The following is a 21,733-nucleotide window of genomic DNA, read 5'->3' as shown; positions in this document are numbered from 1 at the left end:
GTGACCGGCCGCCCCGGGCCGGCCACCACACTCCGGCCTAGAGCTGCCGGAGATGGTCCCGCAGAGTACGGGCCACCTGCGCCATCAGGGCCTCGGCGCCGGGCTGGCTATTGGCGGGCACCAGCGACTCGGTGAGCACGGCGACGGCGAACACCTGGCCGTCGGAGTGCTCGACGATCCCGATCTCGTGGCGGAGGTTGAGAAGGGTGCCGGTCTTGGAGGACCAGGTGGTGGCGTCGGAGCTGAAGTCCGGGGCGAGTCGGTGCCGCAGCACGTTGTGGGCCATGAGGTCGCGTACCCGCAGCGCCACTTCGGGGTGGATTCTCGACGGTGTCCACAGGGCCTGGAGCAGTTCCACCCAGGCGCGTGCGCTGCCGGTGTTGGCTCGGGTGGTGTCGAGTTGTGGCACCCGATGGCCGCGGCCGCTGGTTCCGGCGTCGATGGCGAGGGCGTGGGCGAGATGCACCTGTGCGGCATCGAAGCGCTCCACAGGGGTTTCGCTCAGTTCACGCATACCGTGCCGGACGGTGATGCCACGCAGCCCGAGCTCATGGAGGATCTCGGCCACCTGGGCGGGCGGGGTGAGGTCGAACAGCGCGTCGGCCGCCGTTCCGTCGCTCACACAGGTGCTCAGATAGAGCAGATCGTCGACCGCGATCCGGACGGGGTGGCGGAACCGGCTCAGCCCGGTGGGGCCGGGCGTGGTGATCCGACCGGGTGGCACATCGAGCATCGTGGCCCCGTCGAGCTCGCCACGCCGGATGCGCTCCAACGTGGCCAGTGCGAGCGGGACCTTGACCAGGGAGGCGGAGGGCAGCTGGGTGTCCGGGTCGATCCCCAGCTCGTCCCCCGTGTGGAGGTCCCGTACGAGCAGACAGCCGTGCAGTCCGCCGTCGCGCAACTGCCCGCGCAGATCGCTCAGCAGTGGCTCGGTGCTCATGCCCCGGCTCCTTCCGCGGTGCCTGCCCGGGTGGCCGCTTCCGCGGTGTCCACCGGTGTGCGCGACTCCTCGGTGCCCGCGCCGAGGCAGCGGGCGATGGCACCGCCCAGGCGCCCTTCGAGATGCTGGGGATTGCCGTCCGCCGCGGCGGCGAGGGCGAACCCCCGGCTGAGCGCGATCTCACCGATGGGCCGCCAGGTCAGGGCGAGTTCCTCGGCCTGCGCGGGAGAACACAGCAACAGGTCGCGGGTGCAGAGGACTTCGGCGGCGGCGGTCGTCAGATCGGTGGCGGCCACGAGCTGTGCGGGCCGCAGACCGACCGCGTCGCGCAGCCGGGTGAGCGGGTCGCGGATATGCGGCACATCGTCCTCCGGCTGGATCCATATCCGGCGGGCCGGGCCCCGGGCGGACCGGCCGACCCGCAGCGTCTCGAGATAGACCCGCCGCACCCCGGGATCCCGCACCCCGGCGAGCCCGAGCGGCACGGACCACGTGGCCTCGTCCGCGGGCACCGCGAGCAGGGCGGCCCGCACCTGCTGGGCATGGATGAGCTCCAGGCGCCGCGCGGGCGCCGCCACGCGGAGATCGAGGGTGACCCCGTGCCCTCGCGCCTCGGCGACGAGGTGGGCGAGACCGGCCGTGGAGCAGATGCCGGGCACCGCGAGCCGCCACGGCTTGCGCTTGGCCGCCTCCGCCTCGTGCAGCAGCACATCGGCCGCCTGTACGAGCTGTCTGGCCACCGGCAGCATCTCCCGCCCGAACGGGGTGAGGACGGCCCGCCGCGAGGTGCGCTCGAAGAGCTGCTCCCCGAAGCGCTCCTCCAGCGCGGCCACGCGACGGCTGGCCACCGACTGCGACATCCGGGCGGCGGCCGCCCCGACGGTGAAACTTCCCCGCTCGCTCACGCTGACGAACGCCCGGCACACTCCGACCAGATCCACAGCCGCACTCTATGCCAGATTGGCATGAAGAAGCGCATGAGCGTATTGGACCGCATAGCCGCCGGGCGGCGAGGGTGATCCCAACGCCGATGACCACGCCCCGGAAGAGGGGCTCGGCTCGGTCATCCCATCCCGTGTGCGCCCCGCGTGACGGGGACCCAACCGGAGGTTCGGACCATGCGATTCACCCGTACCCGGCACACCGCTGTCAGCGCGTTCGCCACGCTCGCGCTGCTCGTCCCGCTGACGGCCTGTAGCGAAGGGGATTCCCCGGACGCGTCGGCGCCGTCGAGCTCCTCGTCCACCTCCGCCGAGAGGGCGAGTACGGGCGCGGACGCGAAGGCGGTCGCCGGCGAGTTCAAGAAGCTGGAGCGCTCCTACGACGCGCACCTGGGGGTCTACGCGATCGACACCGGCACCGGACACGAGGTGGCGTACCGCGATGGCGAACGGTTCGCCTTCGCCTCCACGTTCAAGGCGCTGGAGGCGGGCGCCGTGCTGCGGAAGTACAAGCTGAGCGGGCTGGACCGGGTGATCCGGTACTCCAAGGACGATCTGGTCGAGAACTCCCCGGTGACCGAGAAGCACGTGGACACCGGGATGAGCCTGGGCGCGCTGTGCGACGCCGCCGTCCGTTACAGCGACAACACCGCGGCCAATCTGCTCTTCGACCAGCTCGGCGGGCCCAAGGGCCTCGACGCCACCCTCGAGAAGCTGGGCGACGACGTCATCCAAATGGAGAACATCGAGCCGGAGTTGAGCCGGTGGGTGCCGGGCGAGACGCATGACACCACGACCCCACGGGCGATGGCCAAGGACCTGCGCGCGTTCGTCCTCGGCGATGTCCTCGGCAAGGGAGAGCGCGCACAGCTCACGAAGTGGCTGCGGACCAACACCACCGGGGACGAGCTCATCAGGGCCGGAATGCCCAAGGGCTGGCAGGTCGGCGACAAGACCGGAAGCGGCAGCTACTACGGCGCCCGCAACGACATCGCCGTGGTGTGGCGGCCCGGCGCCGCTCCCCTCGTCATGGCGATCATGTCGTACCGCGGTGACAAGGACACCCCGTTCGACAACAAGCTGATCGCGGACGCGGCGTCCGTGGTGGCCGACACGATGTCGTAACGCGGTCGGCCGCGTAGCTCAGCCGCGCAGAAAATAGCCGCGTACCTCAGCCGCGCAGGAAGTACAGGACCGTCATGGTCACGGCGGTGGTCAGAATGACGGCCCGCAACAGCCACGCGGGCAGACGGCGGGCGATCCGCGCTCCCGCCACGCCACCGGCCACCGCCCCGACCAGCATGGCGACGAGCAGCCGCGGCGCGCCCAGCGCGTCCGAGGCGATGAGGAACAGCCCGGTCGCGCTGAGGTAGATGGCCGTGATCTGGGCGACCCGCATCGGGTTGCCGGTCGAGGTGTCGAGGCCGAGGCCGATGCTCCACACGGCCAGCATCATGATGCCTACGGCACCGCCGAAGTATCCGCCGTACACGGCGAGGAGGAACTGGCCGAACAGGACGGCCCGGGGGCTCATGCCGACCGCATGGCCCCTCGCCTCGCTCACCGCGCGGGAGACGCGGCGCCCGAACGCGAGGACCACCGTGGCGAAGGCGAGCAGCCAGGGCACCGCGGCGTCGAACGACACCGCGGGCAGCGCCAGCAGCAGACCGGCGCCGAGCCCGCCACCGACCACACTGACCGTCGTCAGGGCCCGTGTGGACGTGTCCCCGACCGGGGCGAGCTCGCGCCGGTACACCCATGCGCTCGCCACGCTCCCGGGGACGAGGGCCACGGTCGAGGACGCGTTCGCCGTCACCGGGGGCAGACCGGCCGCCACCAGGGCGGGGAGCGCCACGAACGTACCGCCGCCCCCGATGGCGTTCAACGCCCCGGCGGCAACCCCCGCCAGCAGAACAAGCACTGTCTCGGACACCCGCCGAGCATCGCCCCTCGGCCCGTGGGCCCACAATGCGTGATCCGCGTAGCGAGCCCAAGGCTCTGCCTTAGGCTCATCAGTGTGCGGTACGACCTGGACGACCTGCGGCTCTTCCTTCATATCGTGGCGGAGGGCTCGATCACGGCGGGCGCTCGCCGGATGCATCTGAGCCTCCCGTCGGCCAGCGCGCGGGTGCGCTCGCTCGAGCACCACGCGGGCGTGGACCTGCTGATCCGCGGCCGGCGGGGGGTGCGCCCCACCCCGGCGGGGACGGCGCTGGCCCGCCACGCACGGGACGTGCTCGACCGGACGGCGCGCCTGGAGAGCGCCGTGGCGAGCTACGCCCGGCCGCCGACCGCCCCGCTGACCCTGCTGGGCGGTGGCTCCGCGATGCACCGCCTGGTGCCACGGGCCCTGGTCTCGTTCCTCCGCGCACACCCGGACGTCGACGTCGAGGTGTCCGAGAGCCGCACCCCACGGACCGTGCGGATGCTCGCCGACGGCGAGGCGGACCTGGGCGTCGTCCTCGACCGAGAGGCCCGCGACTGCGGTCTCACCATGGAACCCCTCGGCGACGACTCGCTGGTGGTGATCGGCCAGTGCGGCGGGATCCTCGCGGGGCGTACCGAGGTGACGTACAGCGAGGTGGCCGAGCATCCGCTCGTGGGGCTCGACGCCGGTTCCTCGCTGCGCCGCTCGATCGAGAAGAACCTCGGTCCGCACGCTCCGGCGGTGCGCTACCGCACCACCGTCGCCCACCTCAACACCCTGGTCTCCCTCGCGGCCGCCGGTGTCGGACTCGCCGTCGTGCCACGCCGTGCCATCGCCCCGTACCATCCGCTCGACGTGTGCGACCTTCGCGATCCCTGGGCACGCCGCCACCATCTGCTGGCCTGGGGCGCGAAGGCCGGAGCCTCGTCCACCGCCACCGCGGCACTCGCCGACCATCTGCGCCGCGCGGCCATGTCCGAACCGGACGGGGGCGATGGCCTTCCCCTTCCGGCACCCCGAAGCCGACCGCCGACGCCGGGCTGATATCCGTCACCCGGGTCTGCGGTGGCCCGCACCAGCCGGGTCACCGAGGCGCCGCGGGAGACCGCTCCTGACCACGCGAGGGATGAACACCGGGCCGGGCCCGGATCAGCCCTGCCGGACGTGCCCGGTGCAGAGGCGGCGCAGCTCACCCACGCTGTCCGCGAGCGTGCGGTCGCCCAGCGATTCGAGGACCGCCTCCTCGGCCTCGGCGGTGAGCGTGGCGAAGTACTCACCGGCGTGCGCGGTCACCGGGCACACGGGCTCCACCCCCGGCGAGGGGGCGAACAGGGGCTTGTCGCCGACGGCACAGCGATAGATCTCGGCCAGGGTGATCCGGTCGCCCGGCCGCCCCAGTCGCGCCCCACCGGTGCGGCCCTTGACGCAGACGACCAGCCCCTCGTCCGTCAGCGGGACAAGGAGTTTCCGGACCAGGCTCGGGTTGGCGTTGAGTTTATGGGCCAGCTCGGCGGAGCTCAGCGGCCCGTGCCCGTTCTCGGCGGCCACGGCGAGGAACAGCATCACCTGGAGCGCACGGGAGAACCGGATGTCCAGCACCTTCTCCACCTCCGCCCGCAGATCGGGGCACAGCCTACTCGACGGTGCCGTTCCGCCCTCACCTAAAAAGCAATCGATACAGTTGCAGTTTACGCCGTGAAAACTGTACCTTTCAGACTCACACTTTCGAGGCTCCGGGGGAAGCCTCCTCGGCACGACACGTCTGGAGAGCGACACCGTGAACACTCGCCTGGCCACGGCACTGTCCCGCCCGTTCACACTGGGTTCGGCAAAGCTGCCGAACCGGATCGCCATGGCACCCATGACCCGCGGGCACTCCCCCGATGGCATCCCCGGTGAGGACGTCGCCGCGTACTACGCGCGCCGGGCGGCGGCGGGGACCGGCCTGATCATCACCGAGGGCACCACCGTCGACCACCGGTCCGCCGGTTATATCGACGGCGTCCCCCGGTTCCACGGCGAGGAGCAACTGGCCGGGTGGCAAAAGGTCGTTGACGCCGTGCACACCCACGGTGGCGCGATCATGCCCCAGCTCTGGCACGTGGGCATACAGCGCACCGCGGGAGCGCCGCCGTTCCCCGACGCCCCGTCCGTGGGCCCGTCCGGGATCGCGCTGGACGGCACGCCCGGAGCGGGCGAGACGATGACCCTCGCCGACATCGACGACGTCATCGACGCCTTCGCGAAGGCCGCTCGGGCGGCCGAGGAGATCGGCTTCGACGGCGTGGAGCTGCACGGCGCACACGGCTATCTCATCGACCAGTTCCTCTGGGAGCGCACCAACCGGCGCACCGACACCTACGGCGGCGACCCGGCCTCCCGGACCACGTTCGCCGCCGACCTGGTGGCCGCCATCCGCGAGCGAGTCGCGCCCGACTTCCCCGTCGTCCTCCGGTTCTCCCAGTGGAAGTCCGACAACTACGACGTCCGGCTCGCCGAGAACCCCAAGGAGCTGGAAGCCGTGCTCACGCCGCTGGCGGAGGCCGGTGTCGACGCGTTCCACGCCTCCGGGCGGCGCTACTGGCAGCCGGAGTTCCCCGACACGGGATCGGATCTGAACATCGCCGGATGGGCGAAGAAGGTCACCGACAAGCCGGTGATCACCGTCGGCTCGGTCGGCCTGGACAGCGCCTTCCAGCCCGGCTCCCTCTCCGGCGCCAACGCGGCCGTGGAGTCCATCGACCGGCTCCTGGAGCCTCTGGAGCGGGATGAATTCGACCTCGTCGCGGTCGGCCGCGCACTGCTCGCCGACCCCGAGTGGGCCGACAAGGTCCTGACCGGCCGGGTGAGTGAGCTCGCCCCGTTCAGCCGGGACGCGGTGGAGTCCCTGCACTGAAACCCCGCACCGAAACCCCACACCGATGGGGACGGCGCCGGCCAGCACGGGGGGATCTGGCCGGCGCCGGGCACGGGGTGCGCTAGTTAGTTTAACATTTCACCACTATCGCGCATTCCCGGTGCTAGCCGGAGCCGGAGCCGCCGCCGTAGACGGTGGCCTCGCGGGAGGTCTCGGCGATGCCATCGGGGCCGTTGAAGACGCGCTTGCCCCAGTCGGTGAGCCTGGCCGGGTCGAAGTCGGTGGCCAGGTCCAGGATGGGATCGGTGTTGCCGCTCCAGGACCAGGCCAGATAGCCCAGCTTCAGCCGCTGGGCGGTGGCCATCATGGTGTTCTCGTCCGGATCGCCCCACTGGTCGGCGGGACCGCCGAACTCACCGATGAGGAGGGGCAGTCCGGCGCTCACGAAGGCGTTCAGATAGTCGGTGATCTCCTGCGCCGTGTCATAGACGCTGTACATGTGGATCGAGAAGATCAGGTTGCCGGTGGAGTCGGCGTCGTAGACGGTCCGCGCGTTGGTGCGCATCACGTTCTGGAGGTCCTGCCCCCAGTTGGGGGCGTCCACCATGATGGTGTGCTGGAATCCGGCGTTGCGCAGCTTCTGGACGGCGGCGACGGTGGGGGCGGTCCAGCCGGCCGGGTCGGTGTTGCCCCAGGGTTCGTTGCCGATGTTGATGATGACGTAGTTCTCCTGGCCGGTGAGCACGCTCTTGAGGCCGATCCAGTAGTCGGCCGCCTGGTCGAGCGTGCCGGCCGCGGCATCCTCGCCGTAGCCGGTGGTGTCGTGCACCTCCAGTACGCAGATGAGCCGGTTGGCCTTGCACTGGTCGATGATGGCGGCCACGTCCTCGGGGCTGTTCCTGGTCCAGCGGTGGCCGTCGGAGAGGACGACGCGGACGGTGTTGGCGCCCAGGGCCTTGATGTCGGCCGGCGACCGCGTCTCGCCCGGATACCAGGTGTGGGCGTGGTTGACACCGCGCATCACGAAGTCGTTGCCGTTGCCCTCCAGCAGGCGGCCGTCGCTGATGTGCAGACCCGTGGCCAGGGGGGCCCGCGGGCGGGCCGGTTCGGCATGGGCGGTCCGGCCGAGACCCGCGATCCCGAAGAGAACGGCCAACAGGGCCAGTAAGGCGGCTGAGGATCTCTTCCGTCTCATCGTGACTCCAAGGAGTGAACGCGCGGTGGCGTCCGTACGGTGGGCGTGCGGTCGGTTTGGGAGCGCTCCCATCCATTGCATCGAGCCCGGGAGACGTCAAGACCCGAGGGAAGGGCGGCCACCGGAATGCGGACCGGGCCTGCCGGGGTTATGCCGGTCATGAGCGATTCATCCGGCGATGCCGCCTTCTCTCCGGCCGAGCGCGAAGCCATCCGCGAACGACTGGCGGCCGAGGGCGCCGAGACCAGCACGCGGATCGCTGCCCTGACCCGTGAATTCGACGCGATCGTCGCGTCGAACGCCCTGGTGGCGGTGGACGACGAGCACGACCCGGAGGGGTCGAGCACCGCCTTCGAGCGGGCCCACACCGCCGCCCTGCTGGCCCAGGCCCGCGACCATCTGACCGCCCTGGAGGAGGCGCTGGAACGGCTGGACCACGGCGGCTACGGGCGGTGCGAGGTGTGCGGCGAGCCGATCCCCGCCGAGCGCCTGGAGGCGCGCCCCACGGCGACCACCTGCGTACGCTGCGCGGCCAGCCATCCCCGCTGAGCGGCTGGGCCCCGGGCGGACGGTCACCGGGAGGGCGGCCGTCCGGCCGATGGGGCCACTCCACGCACGCGCGGTACACCGAAGGATGTACGGGCGTTTCATCAGTGGCTACGAGCCGCGTGGCGAAGCGGGGCGTGAGGATGGCGGGAGTCACCGCCCGCCCCGAGGACATCTCTCCATGACCGAGCCGCACCCCTCCATGACCGAGCCGCACCCTGTTACGCCCGCCCCCTCGACCGCCGTCGCCCTGGTCCGGGCGCTGACCGGTGGGCTGGTGATGGCCACGGCGCTCGGCGTCGGCACGGCCCTGGGCCCGGCCGCCGCCGACGCCCTCGGCCTCACCGGTTTCGCGGCCCGGGTGCTCCCGGGCGCGCTGGTCACCGCGCTGGCCGTACCGCTCGTCCTCCTCCTCGTACGCCGGGAGCGCCGGTCCCCCGCGTGGCTCGGGTTCGGCGGGGCGGGCGCGAGCCTGCGGGCGCTGCTGACCGGGGCTGGGGTGACGGCGGCAGCGGCCGCCGTCGTCCTCGGTGCGGGTACCGCCGCGGGCATGCTGCGCTGGTCGCGTCCCGAGCCCGCCACCCTCGCCGGGTTCGTCCTCACGAACGGGGTGGTCGCCTTCCTCCTCGAAGCCCTGCCGGAGGAGACGACCCTGCGCGGCCATGCCTGGGCCGCACTGCGCACCCGGTTCGGCGGTACCGTGTCGGCCCTCGGCACGACGGCGGTCTTTCTGCTCGTACCGGGGGCATCGACCGTGGCCGGGGCCGCGGCCTCGCGTCTGGCCGGCCGCGATCCGGCTCCGATCGGGATCGCGCCGGACGGGCAGCACCCCGCCGACTATCTGGTCCTCCTGACCGTCTTCGGACTGACGCTCGTCGCGGCCCGGACGGCCCTGGTCCGGGCCCCGTTGTGGGCCGCCGTCGGCACCCATCTGACCTTTCTGACCGTCAACCGGATCGTGCTGGAGGGCGACCGGCGCGGCGCGGGCTGGCACATCGAGCAGACGACACCGGACGCGGTGCTGCTCGTCCCCGCCTATCTGCTGGTGGCCACCGCCGGTTTCGCGGTGTGCCGGCGGGCCGTGCGACGGCGTGGCGCCGAGCCGCCCCGGGCCGTGGCGGAGCGGCCGGAGCCGCGCGCGAGGCGTTGACCGGCCCTGACGGGCGCTCTGTCAGGTGGCGGACCAGCTGTCGGGCCGCGAGCCGTCGGTGTCGGTGAATCCGTACTCCCGGGCGAGCTCGGCGGAGCTCACCGATCGCTGGTTCCACCTCGCCCGGCCGGGGTCGGCGGCCAGGGCGGCGACGGCGCGGCCGACGTAGCGCGGTGACTCGGAGGACGCGAAGGCCTCGGGGGCGGTCGGGCGGCCCTCGCCACGGTCCGGGAGCAAGGCGTCGCGCCAGTTGTCCTCGCCGACCCCGTACGCCTCCAGCATCATCTCCGAGCGCAGCCAGCCCGGGGTGACGGCGACGGCGGTCGCCCCGTGCGGCGCCAGCTCGTGGCCCTGGGAGAAGGCCAGCCGGTTCACGGCGGCCTTGACCAGGTCGTAGAAGACCGAGATGCGGTACCGCCCGGCGTTGTACGCGGCGGTGCCGTCGGTCATCTCCACGAGCAGCCCGCCCGGCCTGCCGATCAGCAGTGGCAGCAGGTGGTGCGAGGTGATCAGGTGGGTGTCCAGCCCGAGCCGGAGGATGCGCAGTCCGTCCTCGAGGCTGTGTTCCCAGATCGGTGTGTTCCAGTCGGCGGGCCCGCCCTTGAGCCGCTCGGCGCCCCAGATGTCATTGACCAGCACATCGATGCCGCCGTGATCGTGGCGGATGCGCTCGGCCAGCCGCCCGACCTGCCCGGGGTCGAGGTGGTCGGTCCGTACGGCGACACCGGTGCCACCGAGCCGTGTGACGAGCTCGGCCGTCTCCTCGATCGTCTCGGGCCGGTCGTAGTCCGACCCGCCCCTGCCCGACACGCTGCTGCGTCCGGTGCAGATGACGGTCGCTCCGGCCTCGCCCAGCGCGGCCGCGATACCGCGCCCGGCGCCACGGGTGGCCCCGGCCACCACGGCGACACGTCCGCGCAGCGCATCGTGATCGAGTGTCCCGCTCACACCATGAGTGTGGCAGATCGCGGATCAGCGGGCGCGCGCTCCGGGCCGCACACGGCCGCCCCGGATCCGCCGTCGGGTCAACGGCGCTGGTGCGGAACCTAGTTGTTTCCCCAGAGCCACCGCGCGCCCGCCACCCCGAAGCATGGCCGATTTTCGCCTGGTGAGACGATGCGCTCGCCCGAAACACACCTCAACAAGCGAAACGGAGGGCGAATGCATAAACGTCGTGGAACCGTGACCCGCCGCTGGAGAGTCGCGGCGGTCGCGTCCACGGTGGCCGTAGCGATCGCGGTCCCGGTGGCGATGGCCCAGGCTTCGGCCGAACCGCCACCGGAGGTCAGCGCCAAGGGCGCCTACCTGCTCGACACCGGTTCCAACAAGGAGCTGATGGCCAAGGACGCCGACACCAGGCGTCCGATGGCGAGCACCACGAAGATCATGACTGCCCTCGTGGTGCTCGAGACCCGAGGTCTGGACCTCAACCAGCAGGTCACCATCAAGCAGGAGTACCGCGACTATGTGACCAAGTCCGGTGCCAGCACCGCGGACCTCCAGACCGGTGACAAACTCACCGTCAACCAGCTGCTGTACGGGTTGATGCTGCCGTCCGGCTGCGACGCGGCGATGGCGCTGGCCGACACGTTCGGCACCGGCGACACCACCGCCGAGCGGACCAAGTCGTTCATCTCCAAGATGAACACGAAGGCGAAGGACTTGGGGCTGACCAACACCAAGTACGACTCCTTCGACGGTGTCTCGGCCGACGCCGACAACTACTCGACGCCCCATGACCTGGCGCAGCTGACCCGGCGCGCCATGGACAACGCGACGTTCGACACGGTTGTCAAGTCGGTGTCCACCAAGCAGGAGGCACCGGCGGCCAATGGCCGCACCCGGTACTACTCCTGGGACAACACCAATCAGTTGCTGGGTTCGTACCAGGGCGCGATCGGTGTCAAGACCGGGACCACCACCCCCGCCGGCCCCTGCCTGGTGTTCGCCGCCAAGCGCGGCGACAAGACGGTCGTGGGAGTCATCCTCAACGACGCGGACCGCTACCCGGACGCGAAGAAGATGCTCGACTGGACGTACGACACCACCACCGAGGTGAAGTGGCGCCGGCTTCCCAAGGACGCTCAGCGGGACTGATCCACAAGCCCCGTGAGGCGACAGCGCGGTGCCCCGGCCGGACTCGTTCCGGCCGGGGCACCGGTGCTCGGGGCAGGAGCCCGGCACATCTGAGCGACGTACCCCGATCGGGTGATGTAGCGGGTACACACATCACAGGAGCCCGGCGCTGCCGAAGAATGACCTCGGGTCAGGCGGCGCGAAAAGGGGGAGTTCCGCGATGACGATGCCCGCGGGTGGGGAGATCACGGTCGACTGGGTCCATATCAGGGACACCATCCAGGTCAATGACGCACTGCTCGCCGAGATCAGGGCCGAGCTCACACAGCTGCCGCCCGAGGCGCGGCTGGCGCTGATCGCGCGCGAGGTGGTCCACGACCCCCAGTACGTCCTCACCGGGCTCGCGGGCCACCCCCTCATCGTGGTCGCCGAGACCTACCGCGGCAACGGCGGCGCGCTGGACAGCGGCGGCGCGCCCGGTGCCGCGGGTGCGTACGGCGCCACCGGCCCGTCCGGTGTCGGCGACAACGGCATGGACGGCGGCCCCGGCGGACCGGGTGGCACCGGAGGCGCGGGCGGCGCCGCCACGCCCGTCATGGTGCTCGCGCACACCATCACCGACCTGCGGATCGCCGCCCGCGGCGGCCAAGGTGGTCAGGGTGGTACGGGCGGGCTCGGCGGTCGCGGGAAGGACGGCGCCCGCCCGCCCAACCGGCCGGACCCGCCCGACTCCATCCCGGGCGGCAACGGCGGCCCCGGTGGACCGGGTGGCACCGGGGGCGCCGGCGGCCCGGCCGCGGAGATCGTGGTCGAGACGGTCGCGTACTCGGGCCTGTCGCTCGACGGGGCGGGCGGAGCGCCCGGCGCGGCCGGGTCCGGCGGCAGGGGCGGCACCGGAGGCAGGCACGGCGGCGAGAACGGGCCCGGTGGACCACCGGGCACCACCGGGTCCACGGCCGGTCCGGGGGTGGAGCCGAGGCTCCTGGTGCACTCCGACGCCGACTGGTGGGGCGTGGTGCGGCCGCGCCTGGGCGGGCGCGCTGCGGAGTGGGCCCACTACCGGACGACGGTGGGCGAGTTTCTCTTCCGCTCCTACGCCCCGGGGCTGCCGGAGCGGAGCGGCCACCGCGACACCGCGGCCCATGAGTTCGACCGGGCCCTCGCGCTCGACCCGGGGCAGGAGCGGGCCGCCGAGCTGTCGCGGTACATCGCGACCAACCTCTCGCCGATCGGCCAGCCGTACAACCTCGACCTCATGCCGGACTTCCCGAACTTCGAGGACGTGGTCGTCGACTACGACGCGATCGTGCACGGCCGCTTCACCGACGCCATGAATCTGCTGCTCTCCGTCCTCAGCACCGGCCAGAAGCGTGAGCTGCTGAAGACCGACATGGAGCAGCTGGCCGGTATGCGCGATGTGCTGGTCCTGGAGGAGAAGGCGGCGGGGCTGGCGCTGGAGGGGGCCGAGGGCCGACAGAAGATCATCAACCAGCAGATCGAAGAGGTCAACCAGCAGATCCAGCAGGTCCGCGAGGAGATGACCCGGCAGCGCATGCAGTTCCCGCCGGGCAACGACCTCGGTCCGCTGGTGGGCGCCGCCATCGCGGTGGCCGCCGCCGCGTCCGCGATCGTCTCCGCCGGTGCCACCGCCGTGGCGTTCGTCGCCGCGGCCGAGGCGATCGCCACCTCCAGCGCCTCGTTCGAGGGGTTCGACACCGCCACCGGCCGGTACGGCGAGGGCGCCTATCTCATCAACTACATCGACTGGTCCAACCCCACCAGCCCCAAGCCCAAGCCGGAAGCCGCCAAGGTGATGGGCGGGCTGAGCGATCTCGTCAAGAAGAGCGCGAAGTTCATCGAGGCCGGGCGGGCCATCGCGGAGCTGGCCGCCACCACGATCGACGGCAAGCTGGAGAGCAGGGAGCGGGATCTGGTGGCCCGCCACCTCGACCTGGTCCGGCAGCTCGGCGTGCAGATCCTGGAAGTCCAGCAGAAGCAGCTGCTCAAGCGGGCGGCCGAGGCCAAGATCGCCCGGAATGAGGCCGACCTCGAGGCGATGCGGAGGCTCGACGGGGACTGGGCCTCCGACATCACCGTGCTGAGCGCGACCGCCCGCCGCCTGGTCACCCAGACCCAGTTCTATGTCGACGTCCTCATCCGGTACTCGTTCTACGCACACCGGGCGCTGGACATCTTCACCTTCGGCAACGAGGCCCCGGCCTACAGCTTCGACTGGGGCCATCTGCACCCGGACGAGGTCGAGAACGCCTATCAGCCGCTTGCCCGGGGCGATGCGAGCAGGGTGCCCGGCCTGTTCGACCGTTACCACCAGTCGTGGAACGCGATGCTCAAACTGGAGCCCCTGCGCACCAGGTACATGGAGTACAAGGCGCTTCTCGACCACACGGTGCGCTTTGTGAACATCACCGCGCCCGAGGTGCTGACCTCGCTGCGGACCACCGGGCAGGCGACGTTCACCGTCTCCCTCGACGGTTTCCCGGCCGCCTTCTCGGAATTCAAGATCGACCGGGTTCATCTGGGCCTGGTCGGGGCCACCGCCGAGACACCGGCCGTCGTCCTGTTCCTCCAGCACGGAGGCGCGGCCGTGAACCGGCGGCGGAGCGGCACGGAGGAGCGTCCGAGCGGGCGCCCCCTGACCGCCACCGTGGAGGCCACGTTCGACAGGAGCGACCCGACCGACCCCGCGGACCCCCGGCCGTCCTACTGGGGCCGCAGCCCCGCCACGACCTGGACGGTCACCGTCGAGCCGACATCGGCGCGGGAGGGCGGCCTGAAGCTGGACCGGCTGAGCGCGCTCCAACTCACCATCTGGTACTGGTACTTCACCGCGCCCGCCGCCACGGCGCAGCCCGTCGCGCCCATGCCGGTGCGGGCCGACTACGACGGGGACGGCGTGGCCGACGAGGCCACCTGGTCGTCCGCCGAGGGCTCCTGGCAGATCCGGCCGTCGTCCGGCGCCGCGCCGCGCTCACTGCCCTGGGGACGGCCCGGCGACATCCCCGTACCGGCCGACTACGACGGCGACGGCAAGGCCGAACTGGCCGTGTTCCGGCCGGACAACCACAAGCTCTACACCACCCGGGCGGACGGCGGCCCCGCCGCGGTCCACTACTGGCGGACCGCCGACTACGTCCCCCGGCCCGCCGACCTGGCTCGTATGAACCTGCTCGCGAACACGTTCCGGCAGCGCGCCGCCGTGCTGACGAACGCCGGTCGCCACGCCGAGGCCGTCGAGGTCCAGTTCCAGGCCCGCGACGCGTATCTCCAGCTCGCCACGGTGTCCGCCCCGGCCCGCCGGGACGTGGCCCAGACGCTGGTCATCCTCGGGATGTATCTGTCCCGGGTCGGGCGCCATGACGAGGCGATCACGATCGGCCAGGAGGGCGTCGCCGAGTACCGGGCCATCGGGGACGAGGAGCACGTGGCATGGGCGCTGGGAAACCTGGCCGCCCGGTTCTACGAGGCCGGCCGCCCGGAGGAGGCCGCGGAGGCGCAGCGGCGTGCGGTGGCCGCCTACCGGGTCCTGGCCGCCGCCAACCCCGCCTTCGAGACGGCGATGGCGAAGACGCTGGTGTTCCTGGGGATGTATCTCCAGCACGCGGGCCGCCATGAGGAGGCCGTGACGGCCGGACGCGACGCGGTGGCGGTCTACCGCCGCCGCGCGGATCTGCCCAATCTGGCCTGGGCGCTGGGCAATCTGGGCGCCCTGTTGCAGTCCGCGGGTCAACCCGGCGCGGGCGCCGACGCCTGGCGGGAGGCGCGCGAGATCTACCAGCGGCTCGATGCCACCGTGCCCGGCACCTACCGCCCGCTGCTGGCCATGGCCGCGTACCGGCAGGCGGCGCTGCTGGTGGCGGACGGGCGCCGCGAGGAGGCCCTGGCCGCGGCCGAACAGGCGGTGACGCTGTACGAGGAGCTCGGCGCGGCCAGCCCCGGCGAGTACATCGCCGAGACCGAGGCGGCCAGGAAGCTGAGGGACTCGCTGCGGCCCGGATGAGGCGGTCAGGGATCCGACACCTTGTCTCAATCCCACGTTTCCCGGGAGTACGGAGGCGGAGGCGGGGAAAGCGATGATCGGGAGAGCCGAGGGTCAGGGGCGGGCGCACCGCAGCGAACGGGCGCCCGCCCCTGAAGGTGTCCGACGGTCTTGACGCCTGCGGCGCGCTGCTCCCCTCCCCGCCCCTTCCCGTCACCAAGGGCTTCGCCCCTGGACCCCGGAGTCCGGGGCGGAGCCCCGCAACGCGGCGGAGCCGCATATCGGAGCCGTATACCGATACCGCGGGAAGGGGCGGGGAGGGGCAGAGATCCGCCGGACACCCCGTAGCAGTCCTCATGCCGCCGCCAGTCTCTGTACCGGAACTTGAGCGCAACTCGGCAGTCTGGGAGGACAGTTGGGGCAGCGGCCCCGCCGTCCTCGAACGGAGCCGACCATGGCCTTCACCCTCGACCCTGAGCTCGCCGCGGTTCTCCAGGCCCTCGCCGAACAGAGCGACCCCACTCCCCCGCCCGAGCGCGACGACTGGCGGACGCTGCGCGCCAGGGGCACGGCCTCGATGCGGTGGATGGCCTCACTGCTCCCGGCGTACCCGTCCGGCTATCCGCTGGTGAAGGCGTCCTCGCACAAGGTGCGGTCCGCGGACGGGGCGGAGATCCTCGTCCGCTGGTACGAGAAGGCCGAGTCCGCGCCGGGTTCCGCGGTTGTCTACGCCCATGGCGGAGGGATGATCGCCGGGAGTGTCGATCTCTATGACTCCGTGGTGGCCGGGTATGTCCAGGCCACCGGAGTGCCGTTCGTGTCCGTGGACTACCGTCTGGCCCCCGACGCGGCCACCGGCACCGGCCCCGTGGAGGATGTGTTCGCCGCGCTGACCTGGCTGGGCGACCAGGCGCCCGAGCTGAGGGTCGATCCCCGCCGCATCGCCGTCATGGGCGACAGCGCCGGGGGCGGGCTCGCCGCCGGAGTGGCGATCCTCGCCCGCGACCGGGGCGTTCCGCTCGCCCGCCAGGCCCTGCTGTATCCCATGCTGGACGACCGCACGCTCGCCCCGGATCCCCGGTTGACCCCGTATGTGGCCTGGACCTGGGACGACAACTGGACCGGCTGGCATGCCCTGCTGGGTGCGGCGTTCGGCACCGACGATGTCCCGCCGCAGGTGGCGCCCGCGCGTGTCGCCACCGCCGAGGGCCTGGCACCGGCCTATGTCGAGGTCGGCGAGCTCGACATCTTCCGCGCCGAGGCCGTCACCTACGCCCAGCGGCTCGCCGACGCCGACGTCCCCATCGAACTGCATCTGCACAGCGGGGCCATCCATGAGTACGACCGCCTCGCCCCCGCCTCCCGGCTCGCCCACCGCGCCATGGAGGACCGCAGGCGGGTGATCTCCTCGCTGTGAGAGTCCGTCATGAGAGAGCCGGTCATGAGAGGATCCGTCATGAGCCGGTGCGGGGATCCGGCACCACCGCTCGTCCACCCGCGCCCATGGCGTCGGTCCGCCGGGCCGCGGCGCTCTCCCGGAGCGAGCCGAGGAACGCCCCGGCGGCGGGGGTGAGGGCGTGGTCGGCCATGCGCACGAGCAGGATCCGGCGCACCGGCGCGGGCGGCCGCAGGGGCAGCACGCTGACGCCGGGGCGGATGCCCTCCAGGGCCAGGGTCGGGGCCAGCGCCACGCCCAGACCGGCGGCCACCATCGCCTGCGCCTCCTGGTAGTCGTGTGCCTCATACGCGATCTGCGGTTCGAAGCCGACCGCCCGGCAGCTGCGCACCAGGGCCTCGGCCACCGGATGGCGGTCGGCACGGGTGATCCACGAATCGTCGGCGAGATCGGCGAGCGTGGCGTCGGTACGGGTGGCCAGCGGGTGGCGGTCGCCGACCAGGAGGGCGGGCGGATCGTCGAGGAGCGGGGTGATGTCCACGTCCTCGCGGTCGATGCGGCACCAGTCGTAGTCCCACATCAGCGACATCTCGATCTCCCGGTTCTCCAGCATCGACCACAGTCCGGCGATACGGGCGCTGCGCACGGTCAGCCGTACGTCCGGGTGGGTGTCGCGGAAGGCGATGACGGCGGGTGGCAGCAGCGAGGCGCCGACGGTGGGGAAGGTGCCGATGCGCAGAGTGCCCGCGCGGAGCCCCGCGAAGTCGGCGAGCTCACTCTCCGCGGCCTTCAGCTCACGGGCGATCCGCTCCCCGCGGTCGGCCAGGGCGCGCCCGGCGTCGGTGAGGGTGACACCCCGTGCGTGGCGGTCGAGCAGCGGCTGGCCGGCCTCCGTCTCCAGTCGGCTGACCTGCTGGGACACCGCTGATGGCGTGTAGTTCAGGGCGCGGGCTGTGGCCGTCACGGAGCCGCGCCTGGCCACTTCGGCGAAGAGCAGAATGCGCCGGACGTCCAGCACGGCATCACCTCGAGCCTTCAGCTCTGCTTAATACCCCTACAGATTTCCGAGATTGTACTTCACGCTGCCGTAACACACCGTAGATGCCACCGCCCACGGAGGAGCCGTCGGCGGGGTGTCCATTCCACGGCCATGGGGAGTCCGTTGTGTTGCGTGTGCGGGGCGAGATGATCCGCGGGGGTACCAGCAAGTGCTGGATCTTCGACCACCACGATGTGGTGGCCACCGGAGTGGATGCCGACACCCTGCTGCTCGCCGCCTTCAACGCGGCCGACCCCCGCCAGATCGACGGGGTGGGCGGCGCCTCGTCCACCACCTCCAAGGCAGCGATCGTCCAGCTGTCGGACGTGGCGGGCGTGGATGTCTCCTACGCCTTCGCGCAGGTGGGCATCGGCGATGAGCGAGTGGAGTGGACCAGCAACTGCGGCAACTGCGCCACCGCGGTCGCGCTGTACGCCGTCCACCGCGGTCTGGTGCCGATCACCTCGGACACCACCACCGTCCGCATGCTCAACGTGAACACCGGGGCCCGCCTCACCGGCACCATCCCCACCCCCGGCCGGACCGCGCCCGACGAGGGCACCGCCGTGGTGCCCGGCACCGACGCGCTCGGGGTGCCGGTCCTGCTGGGGTTCCAGGACCCGGCCGGGTCCACCACCGGCCGCGCCCTGCCCACCGGCCGCCCGCTGGACACCCTGACCGGGCCGGACGGCCCCGTCGAAGCCTCGCTCGTGGACGCGGGCGCGCCCGCCGCGCTCTTCGACGCCAAGGCGTTCGGCCTCGACGGCTCCGAGTCCCTGGCCGCGTTCGCCGCCGTGGTGCCCGCGCTCACCGTGCTGCGCCGCAAGGCGGCGCTCGCGATGGGGCTGGTCCGCGAGGGCGCCCCGGTCAGCCATGCGGTGCCCAAGGTCGGTGTCGTCAGCGGGCCCGTAACATATCGCACCACCCACGGTCACCTGGTCACTCAGGACCGGTACGACGTGGCCGTGCGCATGGTCTCCATGCACGCCCCGCATCCGGCGATCGGCCTCACCTCCGCCGTCGCCCTGGCGACGGCCGCCGCGACCCCCGGCACCCTCGCCCACCGCGTCACCCGGCAGACCGCCGACGGCACGCTGCGGCTGGGCACCCCCGCGGGCGTCATCACCGCCCGAGCCGTCCCCGCACCGGACGGCGCGTCCCCCACGGTGCTCCTGCACCGCGCCGCCCGGCGCATCGCCCGAGCCGAACTTCTCGTTCCCGTCCCGGAAGGACGCCCCGTATGAGCCGCAACGCCGCAGCGCCGGGCACCGTCGCCGCCCCCGACCGACCCGGCCGCATCCGCCTGCTGCTGTCCCGCCTCTATGTCCAGTGCCTGCTCGCGGTCCTCGCCGGGGTCGTCGTCGGTTCGCTGTGGCCCTCCTTCGGGGCGGAGCTGAAACCGCTGGGAGACGGTTTCGTCGCGCTGGTGCGGATGATGATCGCGCCGATCATCTTCTGTACGGTCGTCCACGGCATCGCGGCCATGAGCGACCGCAGAGCGGTCGGCCGGGTGAGCCTCAAGGCCCTGGTCTACTTCGAGATCCTGACCACCATCGCCCTGGTCATCGGGCTGGTCGTGGTCAACGTCGTACGGCCCGGCAGCGGACTGCACGTCGATGTCTCCACCCTCAGCACCGACAGCCTCCCGGCGGAGGCGACCCAGGCCCATGGGAGCTTCACGGACTTCGTCCTCAGCACCATCCCGGACACCCTCGTGAGCGCGCTGACCGGCGAGGAGATCCTGCCGGTGCTGTTGGTGGCGGTCCTGTTCGGCTTCGGTCTCCAGGCCAGTGGCGAGGCCGGGGCGAGCATCGCCGCGGGCATCGAGAAGCTCTCCACGGTGCTGTTCCGGCTCATCCGCTGGATCATGCGGCTGGCCCCCATCGGCGCCTTCGGCTCGATGGCCTTCACCATCGGCAACTACGGCCTGGGCACCCTGCGCCATCTGGCGCTGCTGGTCGGCTCGTTCTGGCTGACCGCCCTCTTCTTCGTCCTGGTGGTCCTCGGTGGGGTGATGCGCCTGGGCGGACTGCGCCTGCTGCCGTTCCTCCGCTACATCAAGGAGGAGCTGCTGATCGTGCTCGGCACCTCGTCCACCGAACCGGTGCTGCCGCGCATGATGGCCAAGCTGGAGCACGCGGGCGCCTCGAAGCCGGTCGTGGGCATCACCCTGCCCGCCGGGTACTCCTTCAACCTCGACGGAACGGCCATCTACCTCACCATGGGGTCGGTGTTCCTCGCCCAGGCCGTGGGGGTGGATCTCAGCCTCACCCAGCAGCTGACCATGCTCGCCGTCATGCTGCTCACCTCCAAGGGCGCGGCGGGGGTGACCGGTTCGGGCTTCGTCGCCCTGGCCGCCACGCTCAGCGCCGTCCCCCATGTCCCGGTGGCGGCCCTCGCGCTGATCTTCGGCATCGACCGGTTCATGTCCGAGGCGCGGGCGCTGACCAGCCTGGTGGGCAATGGTGTCGCCACGCTGGCAGTGGCCCGCTGGGAGGGGCAGTTGGACGAGGCCCGGGTCCGGGCGGTGCTCCGGGGTGACCTGCCCTTCAACCCCGATGACACGGCCACCGACGGCCTCGTTCCCGAGGAGCCGGCGGGATCGCCCCGCGAACCCGTCCCCGCCATCGGCTGACCACGCCGCCACCTGGCGAACCGCCCGGGCCGAAGCGAACGCTTCGGCCCGGGCGTCGCTTGTCGGCCCGCCGTTTTCCGTTGCACGCGGGTAAACCCAGCAGTGCCATATGTGCAATTGCCGTTATCGACAGGGGTGCCTACGGTCGAGGCACAGACGGCGAAGCGCGCGCCAAGCCTCCCCCTCCTTCACCATTCACGGGAGCACTCATGTCCATGTCCACCGGCACCACCACCGACACCGGCCTCGACGCCGCGTTGCTCACCCGGGTCACCACGGCCGTCCGCACCGCGGGTGACCTGCTGCGGGATCGCCACACCCCACAGGCCCGCGGGGTGGCGCTCGACGAGATCGTCACCGAGATCCACGCCAACGACGACGCGGTGCTCGATGTCCTGAAGGCGCCGCTGATGGCCGCCAGGCCCGATGCGCGCTGGGCCGAGGACGAGCTGGAAGGCGGCGCGCTGCCGCCGGGCGAGTGGTGGATCGTCGACCCGGCCGAGGGCAACATCAACCATGTGCACGGCATGTCCGACTGGGCCGTGACCGCCACCCTCGTCCGCGACAACCACCCGGTGCTCACCGTCGTCCACCTTCCGCTGACCGGCGACTGGTACACCGCGGTGGCCGGTCACGGCGCCCTGCTGAACGGCGCGCCCCTGCGGGTGTCGGCCAAGACGGACCTGGGCGCGGCCCTGGTCGGCACGGGCCAGGCCCGGCCGGGCGAGGACGAGCACACCTTCCACCGGATCGGCGCGTCGGTCACCCGGATGCTGATCCACGGCCTCGTCGTCCGGGTCTCCGTGCCCGCCACCCTCCAGCTGATCCATGTGGCCGCCGGACGCATGGACGCGTTCTGGCAGTTCTCCGATGTGCGCTCGGGTCTGGTGGCCGGCGCGCTGCTGGTCGCCGAGGCCGGTGGCACCGTCACCGACGTCCAAGGCAATCCCTGGGACCTGGCCAGTCCTGACTTCCTGGCCACCGCCCCCGGCATCCACGCCGAGGCCGTCTCCGTCCTGTCGCCCATCGTCTGA

Annotated in this window: 17 protein-coding genes and 1 pseudogene; 11 read left to right on the top strand and 7 right to left on the bottom strand. The window is 71.7% G+C overall.

Features of this window, described 5'->3' with window-relative positions; translation table 11 throughout:
* Nucleotides 1-37: 37 nt before the first annotated feature.
* Together KHP12_RS45110 and KHP12_RS45105 are read right to left on the bottom strand one after the other, a co-directional pair.
* Entirely contained in the window at nt 38-940 is a 903-nt protein-coding gene (locus KHP12_RS45110) for a serine hydrolase (RefSeq protein ID WP_086880066.1), read from the bottom strand.
* Nucleotides 937-1,881: a LysR family transcriptional regulator gene (locus KHP12_RS45105; protein WP_244202546.1), complete on the bottom strand. Its 945-nt coding sequence runs from the start codon at nt 1,879-1,881 to the stop codon at nt 937-939. Before KHP12_RS45105 ends, KHP12_RS45110 begins: the two co-directional genes overlap by 4 nt.
* A gap of 177 nt (nt 1,882-2,058) precedes the next feature.
* Between KHP12_RS45105 and bla the strand changes: the two genes are divergently transcribed.
* Nucleotides 2,059-3,006 carry a class A beta-lactamase gene (gene bla / locus KHP12_RS45100; RefSeq protein WP_086880067.1) on the top strand — a complete coding sequence of 316 codons (948 nt, stop codon included), beginning with the start codon at nt 2,059-2,061 and terminating at the stop codon, nt 3,004-3,006.
* 46 nt (nt 3,007-3,052) lie between these two features.
* On the opposite strand, the gene KHP12_RS45095 is transcribed toward bla, so the two are convergent.
* Nucleotides 3,053-3,814, bottom strand: a complete 762-nt coding sequence (locus KHP12_RS45095) for a sulfite exporter TauE/SafE family protein (protein WP_086880068.1) — start codon at nt 3,812-3,814, stop codon at nt 3,053-3,055.
* 84 nt (nt 3,815-3,898) lie between these two features.
* On the opposite strand from KHP12_RS45095, the gene KHP12_RS45090 reads away from it, so the two are divergent.
* On the top strand, nt 3,899-4,852 hold the full coding sequence (locus tag KHP12_RS45090; RefSeq protein WP_086880069.1) for a LysR family transcriptional regulator: 954 nt from the start codon (nt 3,899-3,901) through the stop codon (nt 4,850-4,852).
* A 105-nt stretch (nt 4,853-4,957) separates the two neighbouring features.
* Here KHP12_RS45090 and KHP12_RS45085 read toward each other — a convergent pair whose 3' ends face one another.
* A complete protein-coding gene (locus KHP12_RS45085; RefSeq protein ID WP_037947811.1) occupies nt 4,958-5,407 on the bottom strand; it encodes an RrF2 family transcriptional regulator in 450 nt (149 codons plus the stop codon).
* 178 nt (nt 5,408-5,585) lie between these two features.
* Here KHP12_RS45085 and KHP12_RS45080 point away from each other — a divergent pair, with 178 nt between their 5' ends.
* Entirely contained in the window at nt 5,586-6,704 is a 1,119-nt protein-coding gene (locus KHP12_RS45080; RefSeq protein ID WP_086880070.1) for an NADH:flavin oxidoreductase, read from the top strand.
* A gap of 133 nt (nt 6,705-6,837) precedes the next feature.
* Here the strand turns inward: KHP12_RS45080 and KHP12_RS45075 are convergent.
* Nucleotides 6,838-7,860, bottom strand: a pseudogene (locus tag KHP12_RS45075) (glycoside hydrolase family 5 protein); the annotation flags it as partial.
* Between the two features lie 159 nt (nt 7,861-8,019).
* Between KHP12_RS45075 and KHP12_RS45070 the strand changes: the two are divergent.
* Together KHP12_RS45070 and KHP12_RS45065 are read left to right on the top strand one after the other, a co-directional pair.
* Complete coding sequence (locus KHP12_RS45070) at nt 8,020-8,409, top strand: TraR/DksA family transcriptional regulator (RefSeq protein WP_086880092.1); 390 nt, start codon at nt 8,020-8,022, stop codon at nt 8,407-8,409.
* Nucleotides 8,410-8,587: 178 nt separating this feature from the next.
* The gene (locus KHP12_RS45065) at nt 8,588-9,556 is read left to right on the top strand and encodes a CPBP family glutamic-type intramembrane protease (protein WP_244202547.1); all 969 of its coding nucleotides are present in this window, start codon (nt 8,588-8,590) and stop codon (nt 9,554-9,556) included.
* Between the two features lie 21 nt (nt 9,557-9,577).
* Here the strand turns inward: KHP12_RS45065 and KHP12_RS45060 are convergent, their stop codons facing one another.
* A complete protein-coding gene (locus tag KHP12_RS45060) occupies nt 9,578-10,504 on the bottom strand; it encodes an SDR family oxidoreductase (protein ID WP_086880072.1) in 927 nt (308 codons plus the stop codon).
* 213 nt (nt 10,505-10,717) lie between these two features.
* Between KHP12_RS45060 and KHP12_RS45055 the strand changes: the two genes are divergently transcribed.
* The 3 genes from KHP12_RS45055 (at nt 10,718) to KHP12_RS45045 (ending at nt 17,046) form a co-directional block, all read left to right on the top strand.
* Nucleotides 10,718-11,653 (top strand): D-alanyl-D-alanine carboxypeptidase family protein, encoded by a 936-nt coding sequence (locus KHP12_RS45055; RefSeq protein ID WP_086880073.1) that lies wholly within the window; start codon nt 10,718-10,720, stop codon nt 11,651-11,653.
* Between the two features lie 199 nt (nt 11,654-11,852).
* The gene (locus KHP12_RS45050) at nt 11,853-15,650 is read left to right on the top strand and encodes a tetratricopeptide repeat protein (protein WP_211834558.1); all 3,798 of its coding nucleotides are present in this window, start codon (nt 11,853-11,855) and stop codon (nt 15,648-15,650) included.
* Between the two features lie 433 nt (nt 15,651-16,083).
* Nucleotides 16,084-17,046, top strand: coding sequence for an alpha/beta hydrolase fold domain-containing protein (locus KHP12_RS45045; protein WP_211834557.1), 963 nt, complete (start codon nt 16,084-16,086; stop codon nt 17,044-17,046).
* 37 nt (nt 17,047-17,083) lie between these two features.
* On the opposite strand, the gene KHP12_RS45040 is transcribed toward KHP12_RS45045, so the two are convergent.
* Nucleotides 17,084-18,043 carry a LysR family transcriptional regulator gene (locus KHP12_RS45040; protein WP_086880078.1) on the bottom strand — a complete coding sequence of 320 codons (960 nt, stop codon included), beginning with the start codon at nt 18,041-18,043 and terminating at the stop codon, nt 17,084-17,086.
* A gap of 146 nt (nt 18,044-18,189) precedes the next feature.
* On the opposite strand from KHP12_RS45040, the gene KHP12_RS45035 reads away from it, so the two are divergent.
* From KHP12_RS45035 to KHP12_RS45025, 3 genes are all read left to right on the top strand, one after another.
* Entirely contained in the window at nt 18,190-19,308 is a 1,119-nt protein-coding gene (locus KHP12_RS45035; RefSeq protein WP_086880079.1) for a PrpF domain-containing protein, read from the top strand.
* Complete coding sequence (gene dctA, locus KHP12_RS45030) at nt 19,305-20,699, top strand: C4-dicarboxylate transporter DctA (protein WP_086880080.1); 1,395 nt, start codon at nt 19,305-19,307, stop codon at nt 20,697-20,699. Before KHP12_RS45035 ends, dctA begins: the two co-directional genes overlap by 4 nt.
* Before the next feature lie 209 nt (nt 20,700-20,908).
* Entirely contained in the window at nt 20,909-21,733 is an 825-nt protein-coding gene (locus KHP12_RS45025) for an inositol monophosphatase family protein (protein ID WP_211834556.1), read from the top strand.

Source organism: Streptomyces asiaticus, assembly GCF_018138715.1.
Classification (GTDB): domain Bacteria; phylum Actinomycetota; class Actinomycetes; order Streptomycetales; family Streptomycetaceae; genus Streptomyces; species Streptomyces asiaticus.
Note: the sequence above shows the minus strand (reverse complement) of the source record. Positions and strands in the feature narration are given on the sequence as shown.